At 60.8% G+C, this 18207-nt stretch carries 12 protein-coding genes and 2 pseudogenes; 3 read left to right on the forward strand and 11 right to left on the reverse strand.

Translation table 11 applies throughout. The features are described from left to right. Window positions 1-15: 15 nt before the first annotated feature. Window positions 16-558 (reverse strand): hypothetical protein, encoded by a 543-nt coding sequence (locus tag MLC70_RS03770; RefSeq protein WP_248181744.1) that lies wholly within the window; start codon window positions 556-558, stop codon window positions 16-18. A gap of 39 nt (window positions 559-597) precedes the next feature. Continuing rightward, complete coding sequence (locus tag MLC70_RS03775) at window positions 598-4125, reverse strand: response regulator (protein WP_248181745.1); 3528 nt, start codon at window positions 4123-4125, stop codon at window positions 598-600. Between the two features lie 134 nt (window positions 4126-4259). Here MLC70_RS03775 and MLC70_RS03780 point away from each other — a divergent pair, with 134 nt between their 5' ends. Next, a complete protein-coding gene (locus tag MLC70_RS03780; RefSeq protein ID WP_248181746.1) occupies window positions 4260-5261 on the forward strand; it encodes a hypothetical protein in 1002 nt (333 codons plus the stop codon). Here MLC70_RS03780 and MLC70_RS03785 read toward each other — a convergent pair. Continuing rightward, entirely contained in the window at window positions 5255-5506 is a 252-nt protein-coding gene (locus tag MLC70_RS03785) for a hypothetical protein (protein ID WP_248181747.1), read from the reverse strand. The two genes, MLC70_RS03780 and MLC70_RS03785, sit on opposite strands and share 7 nt — an antisense overlap. Window positions 5507-5704: 198 nt before the next feature. Here MLC70_RS03785 and MLC70_RS03790 point away from each other — a divergent pair, with 198 nt between their 5' ends. Then, complete coding sequence (locus MLC70_RS03790; RefSeq protein WP_248181748.1) at window positions 5705-6049, forward strand: hypothetical protein; 345 nt, start codon at window positions 5705-5707, stop codon at window positions 6047-6049. 7 nt (window positions 6050-6056) lie between these two features. Here MLC70_RS03790 and MLC70_RS03795 read toward each other — a convergent pair whose 3' ends face one another. Next, complete coding sequence (locus MLC70_RS03795) at window positions 6057-7343, reverse strand: serine hydrolase domain-containing protein (RefSeq protein ID WP_248181749.1); 1287 nt, start codon at window positions 7341-7343, stop codon at window positions 6057-6059. Between the two features lie 111 nt (window positions 7344-7454). Then, the gene (locus MLC70_RS03800; protein ID WP_248181750.1) at window positions 7455-8645 is read right to left on the reverse strand and encodes a GGDEF domain-containing protein; all 1191 of its coding nucleotides are present in this window, start codon (window positions 8643-8645) and stop codon (window positions 7455-7457) included. Window positions 8646-8819: 174 nt separating this feature from the next. Here MLC70_RS03800 and ybaK point away from each other — a divergent pair, with 174 nt between their 5' ends. After that, complete coding sequence (gene ybaK, locus MLC70_RS03805; RefSeq protein WP_248181751.1) at window positions 8820-9287, forward strand: Cys-tRNA(Pro) deacylase; 468 nt, start codon at window positions 8820-8822, stop codon at window positions 9285-9287. A gap of 62 nt (window positions 9288-9349) precedes the next feature. Here the strand turns inward: ybaK and MLC70_RS03810 are convergent, their stop codons facing one another. The 6 genes and pseudogenes from MLC70_RS03810 to MLC70_RS03835 form a co-directional block, all read right to left on the reverse strand. Then, on the reverse strand, window positions 9350-11593 hold the full coding sequence (locus tag MLC70_RS03810) for an NADP-dependent isocitrate dehydrogenase (RefSeq protein ID WP_248181752.1): 2244 nt from the start codon (window positions 11591-11593) through the stop codon (window positions 9350-9352). Window positions 11594-12037: 444 nt separating this feature from the next. After that, window positions 12038-14029, reverse strand: coding sequence for an acetoacetate--CoA ligase (locus MLC70_RS03815; RefSeq protein ID WP_248181753.1), 1992 nt, complete (start codon window positions 14027-14029; stop codon window positions 12038-12040). A 16-nt stretch (window positions 14030-14045) separates the two neighbouring features. After that, window positions 14046-14825 (reverse strand): annotated as a pseudogene (locus MLC70_RS03820) (3-hydroxybutyrate dehydrogenase). A gap of 13 nt (window positions 14826-14838) precedes the next feature. Further along, window positions 14839-16203 carry a TRAP transporter large permease gene (locus MLC70_RS03825; protein ID WP_248181755.1) on the reverse strand — a complete coding sequence of 455 codons (1365 nt, stop codon included), beginning with the start codon at window positions 16201-16203 and terminating at the stop codon, window positions 14839-14841. Then, entirely contained in the window at window positions 16203-16841 is a 639-nt protein-coding gene (locus MLC70_RS03830) for a TRAP transporter small permease subunit (protein WP_248181756.1), read from the reverse strand. Before MLC70_RS03830 ends, MLC70_RS03825 begins: the two co-directional genes overlap by 1 nt. A gap of 115 nt (window positions 16842-16956) precedes the next feature. Then, window positions 16957-18009, reverse strand: a pseudogene (locus MLC70_RS03835) (TRAP transporter substrate-binding protein). Window positions 18010-18207 lie beyond the last annotated feature (198 nt).

Genomic DNA, 18207 nt, shown 5'->3' on the forward strand with positions numbered 1-18207 from the left:
TCTTTGCGTATTCAGTCAGACCGTGTCACCGCCAGAGCGGCGCGGAATCGCCAGGGGCTCGTTCCGTACCGGTGCATGATCGCCGTCACCACCATGAAGGCCGCGCGCAGCTTCTCCGCTCATGCCCTGGCGCGTCAAAATGTTGCTGATGCTGACTGCTGTGGTGTAAAGCGAGATGGCAATGATCAGCAGAACCGGCTGCACAAACGCCACGAACCCCGGCACGTCGTCGCTACCAACAATACTGAGCATCAGGATGATGGCAGGGCCCAGTACCACGAACAGGGTCAGCGCAATGAAAAACACAATGCGTTCCTTGTAGCGCCCCAGGTCCCGGTTGGTCACCAGCCCCAGTACAAACTTACCAATGGCCAGCCCGGCCAGAATGGCGGCGGCGATGCTGAGATCCGGGCGCATCAGTATGTCCGCCAGATTCCCGTCCCAGAGCCGTTGCATGGTCATCACCAGAAACGGAAAAAGAACGAACAGAATGTCGGCGTAGGTCCCGTACATCATGCTCAGTGAGTATTGTTCGCCGTGCTGCTGATTGTCACTCATCGTACGTTATCCCGTGGTTCTGTCGTGTCCGCTGTCGGATCATCTGCGCTCTTCCGGGCTTGCCAGGGCGCGGCCAATCATCGCATCGAGCCCGGCCAGGTCGCTGCGAATCCGTTCCCAGTCCGGATCACCGGTTTTAAGATTGGCCTCAAGTACCCCGGCCTGCCGGGTCATCGCCGGGTAACCCATGGCCCCGGCCGTGCCTTTGATCTGGTGGGCCTCACCCCGAAGGCTGGCCACATCGTGCGCCCTCAGTGCCTGGTGCATGGCGTGCTGTCGCCCCGGCAGGCCCGACAGGAACTGATTTACCAGCTTCCGCAGGCCGTCATCCGGATTCGAATCGGTTGTCCCGGAGGCACCATCATGGCGGCCCAGCGTCCGCTCCAGCAAGGCCAGCAGATGGTCGGTGTCCATCGGCTTGTTGAGCACGGCGTCGCACCCGGCCGCCTGCAATGCCTCGATCTCCCGCTGATCGCCCGCGGTAAACGCCACGATGGGGCGTCTGAACCCGGTCTGCCGCAGCAGTCGGGTCGCCTCGACTCCGTCCAGCCCGGGCATATGGCGATCCATCAGTACCAGATCCACCGACTCCGACAGCGCCGCCCGCACGGCCTCATCACCGCTGGTCACGGCGACCACCTCCAGCCCGCGACGGCGCAACATCCGCTCCACCAGTTGCCGGTTGTCGTCGTTATCTTCTGCCACCAGGGCTGTGCCATGGTACCGGCGGTTAGCCCCGACGCCCTGATCCGGCTGGACTCTCAGGTACCGGGCCAGCACTTCATAGAATCGCTGCTTGTCAATGGGCTTGGCCAGGTGCTCATTGCAGCCGGCCAGGCGATAGTCGGCAATGTCCTCGGTCATCACGTTCGCGGTCAGCGCGATCACCGGGGTGTTGATGCCCGCTTCCCGCAGCGCGGCGGTGGCATCGCGGCCGTTCATGACCGGCATCTGGATATCCATCAGAATCAGATCGAAGGGCTCGCGAATGGCTGCTTCCAGAGCCTCCGCCCCGTTACCCACATGGACGATATCAGCGCCCGTTCGACTCACCAGCAGCGATACCAGCCGCCGGTTCACTTCGTTGTCTTCGGCGCACAGGATCCGACCGGCCAGTTGCGGCGCCACCACCATGGGCAGTGTGCGTCGACGCTGGCTCAGTTCCGACGCATCCCGCAGGAAATGCACGCCATCGAGGGCACCGGTGTTGATCCTCAGTTCGAATTCACTGCCCTCACCGTAAGTGCTGCTAACGGCAATGTCGCCGCCCAGCAGTTCCGCCAGCCGTCGGGAAATGCTCAGCCCCAGGCCGGTGCCACCGTACTGGCGGGCTATCGCCGCACTGCCCTGGGCAAAAGGATCGAACAGCCGGCCCAGTTGCTCCGGCTTCATGCCAATACCGGTATCCACCACCCGGGCCACCAGTTGCTCGCGCGTCTGATCACACCTGACCTCCAGGGAAATCGAGCCTTTTTCGGTGAATTTCAGCGCATTTCCACACAGGTTGATGATGATCTGTCTGAAGCGGGTCGGATCGGTGCGCAGCGTCTCCGGTAGCGGGTAATCGCAGCGAATGGCGAATTCGAGGCCTTTCTCCCTCGCCCGGGGGGCGAAGAAGGCGCGAATTTCGTCCAGCAGTTCCGGCAGATTGACGGTCACGATGTCCACATCCAGCTTGTTGGCGTCGATCTTGGAGTGATCCAGGATGTCGTTCACCAGATCCAGCAGGTGACGCCCGCTGCGTACCACGGTTTCCGCACTGCTGCGCTTCTCCTGTTCGCTCAGATCGGGCTCCAGCAGGGTCTCGCCGTAACCGATGACGGCGGCCAGCGGAGTGCGGATTTCGTGGCTCATGTTGGCCAGGAACTGGCTTTTGGCTTCTGCCGAATTGCGGGCCAACTCTTTCTCCAGGCGCTCCTGCTCCCGTTCACGCTCGATGTGCTGGCGCTGATGGCGCTCGGTGGCATCAATGCAGGTGCCTTCCAGGTGGGTGGGCACACCATCATTGTCATACACTGTGTGCAGCGAGATGGTGGCCCAACGCTCGTCACCGGCATGTGTCCGGTAGCGGGCCTCGATACCTTTTACCGTGCCCCGGGTTTCCAGCTGTTCCACCACACGCCGGCGTACACGCTCATCCGCAAAGCAGGTATCCAGCACATCGGGATTCTCATCCAGCAGTTCGCGGCTGCTGTGATAGCCCATCAACTGGGCCATGGCCGGGTTTGCGGTGACAAACCGCCGGTCCAGAGACATCTGGAAAACCCCCTCGATGGCGTTGTCGAACAACGACTGGTAGCGGCGCAGGTTAGCCAGCGCACGCTGGCTCCAGCCCAGGGCTTCACCCTGCACCTGCTTGATACGATCAGCGAGCGCGAAGGAAAACAGGATAATCTGCGCAGTCAGGCCGAATTGCGGCGAATAGGAGGTGAACATGTTCACCGGCAAATACCCCATTACCGTCAGGGCGTAGATGCCAAAACCCACCAACGCCAGGGTCCAGGCAAAGAAATAGGAACGTGCCGCCGGGTTGTAATAACGCCACGACAGGTAGCTGACCAGAATCATCAGTGCACTGAGCACAATGGAGCCCAGCACGATCCACTCCATGGCCACATGGTAAGGCAGGAAAAGTGACAGCACGAAGGTCAGTACCACGGAGTACAGACACAGGCGGATGACCTGGTCCAGATCCGGCGCACGCTGACGGGTTTCCAGCAACGAGCGCGCCATCAGCAGGCCCCAGAACCAGGTCGTCATGATCTGGAAATGGAGATATTCCTTGTTCAGGAACGCGGGCCGCTCGTCAAACAGCTGAGTGCCGTGGACCTGCTCGGTGGCAATAAAGACAACGGCGGAGATCAGATACAGCACATAGTAGATGTTGCTGCGTTCCCGTACCGACACCGCGACGAACAGATTGTAGGCGAAGATCGCCAGAATGCTGCCGAGAAGAATGCCCCGCATGACCTCGTCAACGGACACCTTCTCGATGTAACTGTCCGGGTGCCAGAGCGTGATCGGCAGGCGGAACGTATTGGTGTTGGTGATGCGCAGATAGATACGAACCGGCGCGCCGGTTTCCAGCGACAGGCGGAAGGTCGGATTAGGCACGGCAAGGTCGCGGGAAGACCAGTCGCCCTCGTAGCCGGCCCGGCGCTGTTCCAGCAATTCGCCATCCTGCACCACGTACAGCACCACCTCATCCACCAGCGGCAGGGCCAGTTCGAGGATCCAGTCCGACAAGGCCGCACCGGCACCCACACGCAGATCGAATCGCGCCCAGTAGGCGGATTGAGTGTAACCGAAGTTGAGAACCCCGCCGTTGTGACGGGTAAAGCCGTGGTCGGCTTCCCCCACGACATCGTTGAAGCCCAGGCTGTGATCAGGGTCCTCGAGGTACCAGATGCAACTGCCCAGATCGCGGACACTGGTGGTGGCGCTGTTCAACACGATATGCCCGTCGTGGCACTGTTTGCTGGCTGATGCCAGCCCCGGCAGGGTCAATGCCAGCAGCACCAGGATGGCCAGAGCGCTCCGGCGACTCAGGGATTGCCATTGCTGCAAAATGTGATCTCCGCGAGGGTAGACGCCTGCCTTATGCTTTATTGTCAGCAGTCAGTCCGGCGCGGAATGTTTCCGCACCGCAGTCCGTCACTTTAGCCGTTACACACGATTTTCGCATCCCGGGGCCTTCCTTAATGAGACATTCCTGCCTATTCGCCGCCATCTCCATGACCGGTTTCATTCTCGCAGGGTGTGGCCCGGACAGCTCCAGCGACAGTGGCTACCTGAACCCGGCTACCGACGTCGACCTGCCACTGGAAACCTTCCGACTGCAGGACACCGAAGGGCTGGCGTCCACCCTGCAACGCACCGCCTTTCGGGATTTCTACCGTGGCATCGAACCGGTCGATGAAGGCGCGGATAACGGCAGCGCCATGGCGTTACGCGCACACCTGGATGCCTTTCTGGGCACCATCCCGAACGAGGACAGCAGCGACTACACCGCCGTACGCAACCCGCTGGATCTGATCAACGAGGTGATTGCCGCCGGCGCGGTGGATAACTTCAACGAGGGTCGGCGGCTGATGCGGGACAGCATCGAAGACGATGAAGCCGCCAGCTACAACACGCCTGCCAATGAGGCCCTGGTCCGCTTTACCGAAACCGGCCCGGACACCACAGCCTCCGCGGCCGATAGCACCTGGATCTACGTCATGCTGGACTGGACCTACAACCCCACATTGAAAAAAGTGTTTCGCGCCACCCAGTTTGTGGCCCGCCCACCGGCTGACGGCGAAACCGACCCCGCGGAAGTGGCCAGCGCCTCCTGGAGTGGTCGCTACGACACCCGCACGTTCGGCACCAGCGGTTTCAATCAGCCGGAGTTCTCGGCCACCAGTTACACCGGTCGCACTCTGGGCAATGCGGAGTTTCTTCAGGAATTTATCGGCACGCAGCGGGATACATTGACGTTGACCGCTGCAGAAGAACTGGTGATCAATGGTGAAGAGCCGGATTGTGTCAAAGCGGTGCTGACCTACGGCGAGGCGACGGTCAGGATATTCACCTCAACCGACGAACCACCCACGATCGAGGAGGACGGTGGGCGCACGGCGAATCCGCAGCATTGTGGTAACCAGCAAAATGGTGAGGAGGCCGTCCGCTACAACACGGTGGCCATTGCAGGGCGTCAGTAACCGCTGTCGCGTAAATCCCAGTTCTGCAGGAAACCTCGCTTGCGGTCCAGCACCCGTTGATAGGCGGAGATCATAATCGCAGCGTGGGGGGCCCGGGTCAGGCGGAGGGTTTCGATACGACGCTCCAGGCGCTCAACTTCCGAGCTCACCTGCTCCCGCACGTGGGAGCGCACGCTGTCATGGTGGTCAAGGTTGACCGCGCGCTGACGATCCGGATCGGTCGCCGTGTGTGAGTGCTTGTCCATCACGCTTCTCTTCCGTTGAGTGTGGTATGTCCGTGATACGCTCCGGAATTCTGCATGACTGTCTGACAGAACTCAATAAAAATGAATAGAGTTTCATATTTTTGTAAGCACACCGTGGCCCCGGCAGAAACAGCGCAAACATCTCCTGCTATAGTTGCTCTCACTACGCACCGACATTTCAAATGGACGAGCAACCCCATGAGCCAGACTTCTGTTGCCGACACACTGCGGGAATACCTTTCACTACTTGAACTGCTTGATGACGCTTACTGGGAAGCCAGCAGTATTGAGCACAAGGACATGCTGTATGACATCATCAGCATCTTCAGCCAGGAAGTGGCGGAAATGAACAAGCTCAGCGTGATGGACCACCACTATCCCTACGAGGTGATCACCGAGGGAATCCGCCGTGTCGTGCCCAAGCTGGAACGGCTTGATGAGAGCCGGGAAGATGTCATCCAGCGTACCCAGACCCTGACGGATTTCCGCGACATCCTGTCTTCGGTGCTGGGCATACTGGAAGACCAGCTGCGCACGCTCTGAAGGCGCTTCAGGCGGCGATCAGCGGCCGCTGGCTTTCCGGGATCAGCGGCAAACGGTCGCACACGGTGTAGACAAACTTCGCCAGCGCCGGCAGATGGTGGCCCACAATCGGGATACCAGTGTTCAACAGACTGACGGAAATGTCCCGCGCGGGATCGGCCCAGCACAGCTTGTTGATCAGACCGATGTGACCAAAGGCGTAGCGGCTCTGTTGACCCCACAAGCCGAAGGGGTTGCCCCCCAGCATCATCCCGGCACTGAAACGCATGGGCACCATCATGGTGCGGTCAATCTGCAAGGAGCCGAATTGCTGGATGGACCGGCGCACCGTCAGCTCACTGCAGATGCGCTTGCCGTTCCAGACCCCGCCGTTGAGCATCATCTGGAAAAAGCGGCCGATTTCCTCGGCGGTACCGCACAGATTGCCCGCAGGAATGACCGCTTCCTGGAACCGCGAATCGTTCACCACCTGCTCCACGGTACGAATGTCGCCGCCCAGCGCGCGGTTTACAATCCAGGATACCGGGAATCGTGGGGTAGGCCCCGAGGCGTAGTTACTGGCCAGTTCGTTGAGCTGATCCGTCGCAATACCGTAGGTGAACCAGCGCATGCCCATGGGCTGGCGCAGGTGGATATCGAGGAAGTTCTCAATGGTATCGCCGGTGACTTTTTCCAGCACCCGCTGCAATACAAAACCACCGGTGATGGCGTGATACGCCACCTTGGCGCCATCCACTTCGACCGGTTTGGCGGCACACAACACCCGCCAGATTTCGTCACGGTCCCAGAGCACATCAATGGGGGTTTCCCGGGGAATCCCCGGAATGCCGCCGCGATGGGACAGAATCTGATGAATGGTGATGGTGCGCTTGCCGGCTGCGGCGAATTCCGGGCAATAGTAGGACACCGGATCACTCAGATTGATCAGCCCCTGCTCCGCCAGTATGTGCATCAGCAGTGCGGTGACCGCCTTGGATGCCGAGAAGTAGCAGATCGGGGTGTCTGTGGTCATTGGCACCTTGACCGCGTTGGGCGGATCGTGGGGGCCGTTGCCACTGGCATGTCCGATGGCACGGTGCAGAATCTGCTCGCCCCGGTGTCGCACCGACAGCTGGATACCCGGGTGCACACCGGTGCGGTACAGCCTCTCCACGCCCTGCCAGATCGCGTCCGTGGCCTGGGTGGAAACCCCTGCCGCCTCGGGGTTTTCACCGGCGGCATCGCGATAGGTAATGGCAGACAGGTCTTTCGGTACCGGGCAGGTATGCAGTGCACGACGGGCAATTCGATTCATCGGTAACCTTTGGTTCGGGTTGCGGTTTTTATTTTATGATCGCCGTAGGCCAGGGCCGGATCATTGGCCGGAGGGCGGTGGCGACGCTGTCAGTCTTTCCAACGGCTGCGATCAGGCATTATGAGCCCGTTCCGGCGACGGTGCCATGATCACGCAGTTGCGACCGGCTTCCTTGGCCCGATACATGGCCTTGTCCGCCACGGCGCACAAGGCGCCGGGGCTGTGGCCGTGGATTGGAAACACCGCCACGCCAACACTGATGGTCAGCATCGCGGAGGCCCCGCTATCCAGCGGCACCGGCCGGTCACTGACCAGCTGGCGCAGACGCTCAGCGGTTTCCAGCGCTTCCTGCTCCCCCATTTCGGGCAGCAGGATAACAAATTCCTCGCCCCCAAAACGACCGATTGCATCCACACTGCGTATGCCGCTGCGCATCCGATCGCTGACGTTCTTGAGTACCGCGTCACCGGCGGCGTGGCCAAACGAATCGTTGATGGCCTTGAAGTGATCAAAATCGATCCAGAGTAATGCCATTGTGTGGTCGTAACGGGCAGCCCGGGTCATTTCCTCATCCAGCAGCCGGGTCATTTCCCGCCGGTTATACAGCCCGGTGAGCGGGTCACGGGTGGCCAGCTCCGCCAGCTCGTTTTCCAGTGCTTTGCGGCCGGAGATGTCCAGCACAATACCCTCCAGCAACATCCCACCGTCGCTCTCATCCTCCACACCGCGGCCCCGCTCCCACACCCAGATCTGGCTGCCATCCTTGCGGGCAAGGGTGTACTCCACTGCAAACGGCTCGCCCCGATCCACCGCCTGCCGAACCGCCTCGGTTAAACCGTCGCTGCACTCCTCGTCAATCAGGCTGGCGTAGCTGGTGAGACGGTTTTCAATCAGTTCCTCAGGCTCATAACCGGTCAGGTCGCGGCACCCGCTGGACACGAACAGCATGGTCCAGTGCTCGTCAAAACGGCAGCAATATGCCATCCCCGGCAGGTTGTCCATCAGGACGGTGAGCTGCCGCTCTCGCCGTCGCAACGCCTCCCGCTGGCGATGCTGGAGCTGCAGCAGCCGTCGGTCCTTCTGCAGCTGACGCAGCAGCACCACGAAAAGCACGGCCGTTGTAAACAACACAAACAGCGGACCTTTCCAGGTCTCCACCTGAGTCAGGGTTGTCGGATCAGTAAACCAGGCGCGGGCCGCGGCGTCCGAGAAGGTGATCCACAACCACCCTGCACAGAGATAGAGGAGCACCACCCACAGGGCTCGCAGCAAGGGAGTGTGCTGGTTTTTGAGGGTGTTCATTCAGCCACAGTCCGGATACTGGTCATGGGGAGTAGAGAAGACTCATAATGGGGAAAGGGACATCACTGTATGAAAAGTAGTCACTCCCCACGGGTTCGTCGAGGGCAGGTTGCAATTGATAACAAATGCGGCAAATCTTCAGGCATGCACGGATCACACTAACGGGAACTCACCATGACACCGGCTATCAACGCAGCCCGGAATGCCAGCATCGACTACACCCTGCACGAATACCCGCACGATCCCGGCAGCGCATCGTATGGTCATGAAGCGGCGGACAAGTTAGGCGTTGCCCCAGACCGGGTATTCAAAACGCTGGTCGTGGCGATCGACGGTCGGGAACTGGCGGTTGGCGTGGTGCCGGTCAGCGCCATGCTCAATCTGAAACAGATCGCACGGGCGGCGCATGGCAAAAAAGCCGCCATGGCCGACAAGCAGCATGTGCAGCGCAGCACCGGCTATGTTCTGGGCGGTGTCAGCCCCTTGGGCCAGAAAAAACCGCTGAAGACGTTTATTGACCACTCGGCGGAGCAATTCGACACCGTTTTCGTCAGTGCCGGGCGCCGCGGCCTGGAGATCGAGCTATCGCCGCGGGACCTGGCAAGGCTGACCGGCGCCGGCTTTGCCCCACTGCAGGCCTGAAACCGGGCACAAAAAAACCGGACAGCCTCGCGGCTGCCCGGCTCTCGATAGCCGTCTGACGATTACTTCACTGACGCACGGGCGTCCGCCAGGATCCGGTTCAGGGTTTCGCTCGACTGCATGATGGCGCACACCTTGTCCGCGGGCGGGTGGTAATAACCGCCAATGTCCGCCGGATGGCCCTGGATCACACTCATTTCTTCAAGGATCTGGTCCTTGTTCTCCTCCAGCTGCTTGGACAGCTTGCCGAAGAATGCCTTCAGCTCCTGGTCACTGTCCTGCTTCGACAGCTCTTCCGCCCAATAGCGGGACAGATGGAAATGGGAACCGCGGTTATCCAGCTCGCCGGTCACCCGTGACGGCGACTGGTTGTTCTCGAGCAGGCGTTCGGTGGCCTTGTCCAGGGTCTGGCCCAGCAGACGGGCGCGGTCGTTACCGTGTTTTTCGCCCAGCTCGTCCAGCGACACCGCAATGGCGAGAAACTCACCGAGGGAATCCCAGCGCAGGTGGTTTTCTTCCAGCAGCTGCTGCACATGCTTGGGCGCAGAGCCACCGGCGCCGGTCTCGTACAGGCCACCGCCATTCAGCAGCGGCACGATGGACAGCATCTTGGCGCTGGTGCCCAGCTCCAGAATCGGGAACAGGTCGGTGAGGTAGTCACGCAGTACGTTACCGGTCACGGAGATGGTATCGAGGCCGCGAATCAGGCGCTCCATGGTCCAACGGATGGCGCGCACCGGCGACTTGATCATGATCTCGAGACCGTCGGTGTCGTGCTCTTTCAGGTAGGTGTTGACCTTCTTGATCAGCTCGGCATCGTGGGGACGCTCGTCGTCCAGCCAGAACAGCGCCGGCATGCCGGTAGCACGTGCCCGGTTGACCGCCAGCTTGACCCAGTCACGGATCGGCAGGTCCTTGGTCTGGCAGGCGCGCCAGATGTCACCCTGCTCGACCTTGTGCTCGGTCAGCACGGTGCCGTCTTCAGCGATCACGCGTACCAGGCCGTCTTCCTTGATTTCAAAGGTCTTGTCGTGGGAGCCGTACTCCTCCGCTTTCTGTGCCATCAGACCGACGTTCGGCACCGTGCCCATGGTGGTGGGATCAAAGGCGCCGTGGGTCTTACAGAAGTTGATCACTTCCTGGTAAATGGTGGCGTAAGTGGACTCCGGCATCACCGCCTTGGTGTCCTTGAGCTTGCCGTCGCGGGCCCACATCTTGCCGGAGTTACGGATCATCGCCGGCATGGAGGCGTCCACAATCACGTCGCTGGGGACGTGCAGGTTGGTGATGCCCTTGACCGAATCCACCATGGCGATTTCCGGACGGTGCTCGTAGCACGCGTGCAGGTCTTCCTGGATCTGTTCCTGCTTGGATTCCGGCAGCTGCTTGATCTTCTCGATCACCGACGACAGGCCGTTGTTGGGGTTCACACCGATTTCGTTGAACAGGTCACCATACTTGTCGAACAGCTCCCGGTAGAAAACCTTCACCGCGTGGCCGAAAACAATCGGGTGGGAGATTTTCATCATGGTGGCTTTGACGTGCAGGGAGAACATGACACCGGTCTTCTCGCAGTCAGCGAGAGCGTCCTCGAAGAACTTGATCAGCGCCTTCTTGCTCATGAACATGCCGTCGACTACTTCGCCTTCCAGCAGCGGCAGTTCCGCTTTCAGCACCGTCTGTTTGCCCTTGGCGTTTTCGAACACGATACGGGCGTTGGTGGCCTTGTCGAGGGTGACGGACTGCTCGTTGGAGTAGAAATCGCCGCCGCGCATGTGCGCCACGTGGGTGCGGGAAGCCGGGCTCCACTCACCCATGGAATGGGGGTATTTGCGGGCAAACGCCTTGACCGCGGCCGGGGCACGACGATCAGAATTGCCTTCACGCAGCACCGGATTGACGGCGCTGCCGAGAACTTTGGAGTAGCGGGCCTGGGCTTCTTTTTCTTCGTCGGTCTCAGGGTGTTCCTTGTACTCGGGAAGCTTGTAACCCTGGCTGTTCAGCTCCTTGATGGCCGCCCGCAGCTGCGGGATGGAGGCTGAGATGTTCGGCAGCTTGATGATGTTGGCGTCCGGGTCTTTGGTGTATTCGCCCAGCTCTGCCAGAGCGTCCGGCACCCGTTGGTCTTCTTCCAGATAGTCGGGAAACCCGGCCAGAATACGTGCCGCCAGTGAGATATCACTGGTTTCAAATTCGATGCCGGCCGGCTTGGCGTAGGTTTCAAGGATGGGAAGAAGGGACCGTGTCGCGAGGGCGGGAGCCTCGTCGGTCAGGGTGTAGATAATCTTGACTTTGGATGTTGTCATTTTCGTCCTCAGGCTAATGTGTGAGTTCAGGACGGCCATGGCAGGGTCAGGGGTCTTGTGAACGCCCGACCTGAGCAATGACTGATACGGGAACTTTTGATAGGCCTAGTAAGATACCATTTTTTCGCGGATTCTGGGTACGATCTTAGTATAAGAACGGACTAAAAATGCGCTAAAACCTGTTACAGGATGGTGAACTGCCGGGAATTTACGAAACTTTCGGACTTTTGCGACGGGGGCCTCTCCGGCGGGCTCGGAGTGGGTGGCTCGGAACGGGTGGCTCGGAGTGTGGGCGGAGGGAACACCCAAAACGGAAAGCGGGGCTTTCCTGACTGTTTTGGGAATTCCCCCCGCCCGCACTCCTTGAGAGACCCGGGAGGGGGCGCCGTCCTGACATCGTGGGTCGGATTAGCCATAGGCGTAATCCGACGAAGCGCCCTCCGATTATGTCTTCGGCAACAAACCTGCCTCCGCCAGGCTCTGGCGAATCTGATCCAGCGCTTCCGGGTTGGCCATGGCATCGCGGTTGTCGCTGCGGGCGGAGCCGTTGATCAACCGCGCGACCGCCAGTTCCACCTTCTTGCCACTGCGGGTGTAGGGGACGTCTGGCACGGTAATCACATGCCGGGGCACGTGTCTCGGGCTGGCGCCCTCGCGGATGCGGGTTTTCAGTCGCTTGACCAGGTCCTCACCGAGGGTCTCGCCGTCAGCCGGAACCACCAGCAGCACGACTTCCACGTCGCCGTCGATCTGGCGGCCAACAACCAGGCTGTCTTTCACTGCGGCTTCGGTTTCCACCTGACGGTAGATTTCTGCGGTGCCAATTCTGACGCCACCCGGGTTGAGGGTGGCGTCAGAGCGTCCATAGATAATGGCACCGCCATGTTCGGTGAATTCAATGTAGTCGCCGTGGGCCCAGACACCGGGGAAGGTGTTGAAGTAGGCGTCGCGGTAGCGCTCGTCGTCCGGGTCCTGCCAGAAGCTCACCGGCATGGACGGTAGCGGCTGGCGACAGACCAGTTCACCCCGGCCTTTGCTGACTGGTTGACCACTCTCATCATAGGCTACGGCGTCAACGCCGAGGAAGCGGCACTGGATTTCACCGCGGCGCACCGGTAGTAGCGGGGTGGCGCCCACGAAGCAGCCGCAGATGTCGGTACCGCCAGCGATTGACCCCAGCAGTGCGTTGGGGGCACCGTCGCGGTAGACCCAGTCGTAGTCTTCCGGCAACAGCGGTGAGCCGGTGGAGAACACCACGCGCAGGGCGCTGAGGTCGAGGGTGCGCGCCGGTGCCAGTTCCGCCTTGCGACAACCGGCAATAAAGCGGGCGCTGGTGCCGTAATGGGTGACCTTCTCGTCGGCCACCAGCTGCCATAAATAGTTCAGGTCCGGGTAGCCGGGGGAGCCGTCCACGGTGATCACCGCCGCGCCGGTCAGCAACGCAGAAGCCTGCCAGTTCCACATCATCCAGCCGCAGGTGGTGAAATAGAGGAAGCGGTCCTCGGGGCCCACATCGCCATGAAGCATCAGTTCCTTGGCGTGGTTGACCAGCAGGCCGGCAGCACCGTGCACGATGCACTTGGGTTTACCGGTGGTGCCGGAGGAATACAGGATGTAGACCGGGTGATCAGGCGGCAACGGCGTGAACGATGGCGCCGAACCGGCACCGAAGGTGAGGGCCTCTTCCCAGGGTGTCACCAGCGCATCCGGGATGGGCGCTTGCTCCGGCAGCTGCTGGACACTGACCACGCACTTCAATGTTGGCAGCCCGGCGATCAGCTCGGCGAACTCGGTCTGGCGGGCAAACACCTTGCCGCCGTAGCCGTAACCGTTGACCACAATCAGTGCCGATGGCTCGATCTGACCGAAGCGGTCGAGAATCGCGCCGACGCCGAAATCCGGAGAGGCGGAGCTCCAAATGGCACCGAGGCTGGTCGCCGCCAGCATGCCGACCAGGGCTTCGTAGCCGTTGGTGACCACACCGGCCACGCGATCGCCCTGTTCAATGCCTTTGGCCCGCAGGAAGGCTTCCAGCGCGCCGGCGTCCGCTTTCAGCTCGGCGTAGCTGCGGCGCAGCACAGGGCGGGTTTCGCAATAGGCAACCACCGCTTCACGGTCGGCGTGTTCGCCGTCCGCCAGGCGCAACAGATTGGCGGCAAAGTTCACTTTCATGCCCGGGAACCACTGGGCACCGGGCAGCCCACGGCTGCCCAACACCTGATCCGCCGGGGTATCGCTGACCAGGCCGCAATACTGCCAGACTTTCGCCCAGAAGGTCTCCAACTCGTCGATGGACCACTGATGCAGGGCATGGTAATCGGCAAAAGGCCCGAAGCCCTGGCCTTCCAGCCAGCTGCGGAATCGCGCCATCCGGCAGTGGCTCAGGGTGTCTTGCGAGGGGGACCAGACCACCGGGGACTGTTCTGTGTTGCTCATCCGTCTCTCCTGATGATTACTGCATGTGCCAGCCGTGGCTGACCACGATGGATTGGCCGGTCAGCGCCGCAGACGGGAAGGCAGCCAGGTGCACCGCCAGTTCCGCTACATCTTCCAGAGTCGTGAATTCCCCGTCCACTGTATTTTTAAGCATCACCTTGCTGATGACCTCGTCCTCGGAAATGCCCAGTTCCCGTGCCTGCTCGGGGATCTGCTTGTCCACCAGCGGGGTACGCACAAAGCCGGGGCAGATGATATTGCTGCGCACGCCATGCTCGGCGCCTTCCTTCGCCACGGCCCGACAAAGGCCCAGCATGCCGTGCTTGGCCGCCACGTAGGGCGCCTTCAATGGCGAGGCTTCCAGGGAGTGAACCGACCCCATATACAGCATGGTGCCACCACCACCGGCGTACATCTGCTTGAGCGCAGCCCTTGTCACCAGAAACGCACCGTCCAGGTGGACACTCATCACCTTGCTCCAGTCGGCAAACGCCAGTTTGTGCAGCGGATCGATGTGCTGGACGCCGGCGTTGGCCAGGGCAATGTCGAGGCCGCCCCAGCGGTCCACAATGGCGGCAACGCCCGCCTCCACCGCGTGCTCATCGGTAACGTCCATGGCCAGCGCCATGGCGGTGCCACCCGCCTGCTCGATGGTATCGACGGCTTGCCGGGCACTCTCCAGGGTGAGGTCGGCCACCGCCACCCGCGCGCCTTCGCGACCTTACCGCTCGGCAATGGCGCGGCCGATCCCGCGACCTGCCCCGGTGATCAGGGCTATCCGGTTGTGTAAACGCATGATTGTACTCTCCTTAGTCGTAAGCCACGCTGGGCAGCCAGGTCGCAATCTCGGGCACCAGGAAAACAATGGCCAGGGCAACCAACTGGATGATGATGAAAGGAACGACCCCCCTGTAGATGTCCATCACGTCGATTTCCGGCGGCGCCACACCCTTGATGTAAAACAGGGCAAAGCCCACCGGAGGGGTCAGGAATGAAGTCTGCAGGCACATGGCAAACAGGATGGTGAACCACACCAGGTCGAATCCGAGGGCCTGCACCACCGGAGCCACCAGCGGCAGTATGATCAGCGTGATTTCCACCCAGTCCAGGAAGAAGCCCAGCAGGAACACCGCAAACAGAATGGTCAGTACCACACCGTAAGGTCCGAACGGCAACCCCAGCAAAGCATTCTCGATCACCTGGTCACCACCCAGACCCCGCAGCACCACCGAGAACGCCGTAGCGCCCAGAAAGATGGCAAAAATGAACGCAGCGGTGCGAGTGGTCTGCTGCATCGAGGAGTTGAGCACTTTCAGGCTCAGGCGACCGGACATAAGCGCCAGCAGCAGGGCACCCAGCGCGCCCACGCCGGAGGCCTCCGTGGGTGTCGCCACACCGGCAAAAATCGACCCTAACACCCCCAGAATCAGCGCCGCGGTGGGCACTACGGCCTTGGCCACTTCCCAGACAATGCGCCAGGACACTTTCTGAGTGCCCTCAGGCACCGGCGCAATGTGGGGCTGAAACAGCGGGCGGATCATCACATAGGCTACATACATGGCACCCAGCAGCAGGCCGGGCAGAAACGCCCCCATAAACAGATCACCTACGGACGCTTCGGGCACCGCCAGCCGGTCGGCCATCAGCACCAGCATGATGGACGGCGGGATCAGGATGCCCAGAGTGCCGGTGGCGCACGCCGTGCCCACGGCAAAGCCCTTGTCGTACTTGTGCTCCATCATTACCGGCAGCGACAGCATGCCCAGCAGCACCACGGAGGCGCCGATGATGCCGGTGGTGGCCGCCAGCAAGACACCGATCACCACCACCGTGACGGCGTAACCACCGCGTACCGCCCCGAACAGCTTGACCATGCTGTTCATCAGTCGCTCGGCCACGCCGGACTGATCGAGCATGATGCCCATGAAAATGAACATCGGCAGGGCAACCAGGGTTTCACTATTTACCACGTCCCAAATGCGCTCGGGTACGAGCCCCATGGAGGACGGGTAATCAAACCAGAGATTGGCACCGAAGTTTTCAACCGCGACCACACCAACCAGGGTCCAGATAACGGCCGTTCCACCCAACACCCAGGCCACCGGATAACCGGTCATCAGCAGTGCCCCGAAAGTCAGGAACATGCCGATCACAAACAGGGTTTCTAACTCCATCAGGACACATCCTCGTTCTTATTATGCCCGGACCCGGTCCGGATCGGCTTCGGAAAGCCAAAAAGCAGGGCAGTCACTTTCAGCAGGCGAGACAGCGCTCCCAGCGCAAGAAGCATGAACGCCACAGCCAGCACGGCCTTGAGGATCCAGCGGTAGGGCAGCCCCGCCGGTGCCTGGCTGGTTTCGCCCTGCTGCCAGGAGCTGTAGGCGTAAGGCACCATCTCGTAGATCGCCAGCCCCAGAAACGGCAACAGCAGGAACAACAGCCCCAACAGTTCCACCCAGCCCTGGCCTCTGAGAGACAGACGCTCATGAATCACATCCACCCTGACGTGGTCGTCCACCACCAGCGTGTAGGCCAGTCCCAGCAGCCAGCCGGCACCCGCCAGATGCCACTGCACTTCCTCCAGCGTCACCGAGCCCAGACCAAAGGCATAGCGGCCAACCACGGCATAGATAATCACACCGGTCACCACCAGCCAGAGCCAGGAAGCACTCTTGCCGATGGCCGCAATCATCCGGTCCATGCCCTGGCTGAGCCGGGTGGTTGGCAGCTCCGTGTGATGGTGAAGGAATTCGTCGGTGGCGGACATGGATGGCCGCGCCGGCTGCGGTGAGTCGTTACCAGACACCGTCATAAACCCGTTCCTCGCTCAGAAAGCCGATGATGAAACAAGGATGGCCCCGAAGGGCCATCCAGACTTGATCAGAGAGCACCGGACCCGATCCGGTGTCTCGGGCGCGGCCCCGACCTTACAGGTCCGAAGGCACGTAGGCGCGGGTATCCCAGACCTCGTAGGTTTCCAGGAACTCGTTCTGACTTTCGTAGACACGCTTGAAATCGGCATCCCTGGACGCTTCTTCTTTCAGCACTTCCTCGGTAACCGCTTGCAGCTCTTTGAGAACGTCACGGGGGATCTGATCCGCCTGAACGCCTTTTTCCTGGAACTCGGCCAGGACCTTGCCGTTCTTGTATTCGCCCTCGGCCAGACCAAGCGTTGTTGCCGCCGTACAGGAGGCCTCAACCAGCGCTTTCTGTGCGTCGGTGGTCTTGTCCCACTGATCCTTGTTGATCAGCATGTACTGGGCGGTGAACTGCTGGTGCCAACCCGGGAACAGGTTGTACTTGACCACCTGGTTGAAGCCAAGGATCTGGTCGATGGCGGGCATGGAGAATTCGGTGGCATCGATGGTGCCTTTTTCCAGTGCCTAGTAAAGCTCACCGCCGGGCATCATGGTGACCGAGGCGCCCAGCTTTTCCAGCACCTTGCCACCCAGGCCCGCAAAGCGAATTTTCAGGCCTTTATAGTCTTCCAGTGTCTTGATGGGCTCGGCATACCAGCCCGCGGTCTCCGGTCCGATAATACCGCACAGCTGCGCATGCACATCAAAACCCTTGTTGGCGTAGACTTCCTGCAGCATGTCGTGGCCGCCACCGTAGTAATACCAGGCAGTGTAGGCCCAGGGCTTCATACCGAAAGGGACGGCGGCGAACAGGGGAATGGCCGGCACCTTGCCCTGGTCGTAACCGATCCAGGTGTAGCCTGCCTCTACCTTGCCGTCCGATACGGCCTGAAGAATGTCGAACGGTGGCACCAGCTTGCCGGGCTCATACACACGAACCTGAATGCTGCCATCAGAGGCGGTGGTGAGATTGTCTGCAACCCAGGCGGCAGGCGAACCCAGGCCGGGAAGATTGGTGGCAAAGGCAACGGGCATTTTCCAGCGAAGGTCATCCGCGAATGCCGATCCGGTGGACAGGGCAATCGCACCGGTGATTCCGGCGAGCGCCTTGAAGAGTGTCATTGGCATGTCTCCTAACATTGTTGTTTTTTCCGGCCGCCAGTTCGGGACTGAAGGTCCTGGTCTGAGTGTAGTCAGACATCGCAGAAAACGAGACAGACAGACAGACAGACAGACAAATTGTGGGTCCAACGTTGAGCGCCAGTCTTGTTAACTGCGTTGTTCTGACGTCCTGCACAGGGGAATTAGCAGGCGTCATGC

Source organism: Marinobacter goseongensis (assembly GCF_023156235.1).
GTDB lineage: Bacteria > Pseudomonadota > Gammaproteobacteria > Pseudomonadales > Oleiphilaceae > Marinobacter > Marinobacter goseongensis.

Excerpts from the sequence above, each read along its gene's own strand:
- MLC70_RS03770 (WP_248181744.1), bottom strand. The coding sequence starts at position 558 with ATGAGTGACAATCAGCAGCACGGCGAACAATACTCACTGAGCATGATG.
- MLC70_RS03780 (WP_248181746.1), top strand. The coding sequence starts at position 4,260 with ATGAGACATTCCTGCCTATTCGCCGCCATCTCCATGACCGGTTTCATT.
- MLC70_RS03785 (WP_248181747.1), bottom strand. The coding sequence starts at position 5,506 with ATGGACAAGCACTCACACACGGCGACCGATCCGGATCGTCAGCGCGCG.
- MLC70_RS03790 (WP_248181748.1), top strand. The coding sequence starts at position 5,705 with ATGAGCCAGACTTCTGTTGCCGACACACTGCGGGAATACCTTTCACTA.
- MLC70_RS03795 (WP_248181749.1), bottom strand. The coding sequence starts at position 7,343 with ATGAATCGAATTGCCCGTCGTGCACTGCATACCTGCCCGGTACCGAAA.
- MLC70_RS03800 (WP_248181750.1), bottom strand. The coding sequence starts at position 8,645 with ATGAACACCCTCAAAAACCAGCACACTCCCTTGCTGCGAGCCCTGTGG.
- ybaK (WP_248181751.1), top strand. The coding sequence starts at position 8,820 with ATGACACCGGCTATCAACGCAGCCCGGAATGCCAGCATCGACTACACC.
- MLC70_RS03810 (WP_248181752.1), bottom strand. The coding sequence starts at position 11,593 with ATGACAACATCCAAAGTCAAGATTATCTACACCCTGACCGACGAGGCT.
- MLC70_RS03815 (WP_248181753.1), bottom strand. The coding sequence starts at position 14,029 with ATGAGCAACACAGAACAGTCCCCGGTGGTCTGGTCCCCCTCGCAAGAC.
- MLC70_RS03825 (WP_248181755.1), bottom strand. The coding sequence starts at position 16,203 with ATGGAGTTAGAAACCCTGTTTGTGATCGGCATGTTCCTGACTTTCGGG.
- MLC70_RS03830 (WP_248181756.1), bottom strand. The coding sequence starts at position 16,841 with ATGACGGTGTCTGGTAACGACTCACCGCAGCCGGCGCGGCCATCCATG.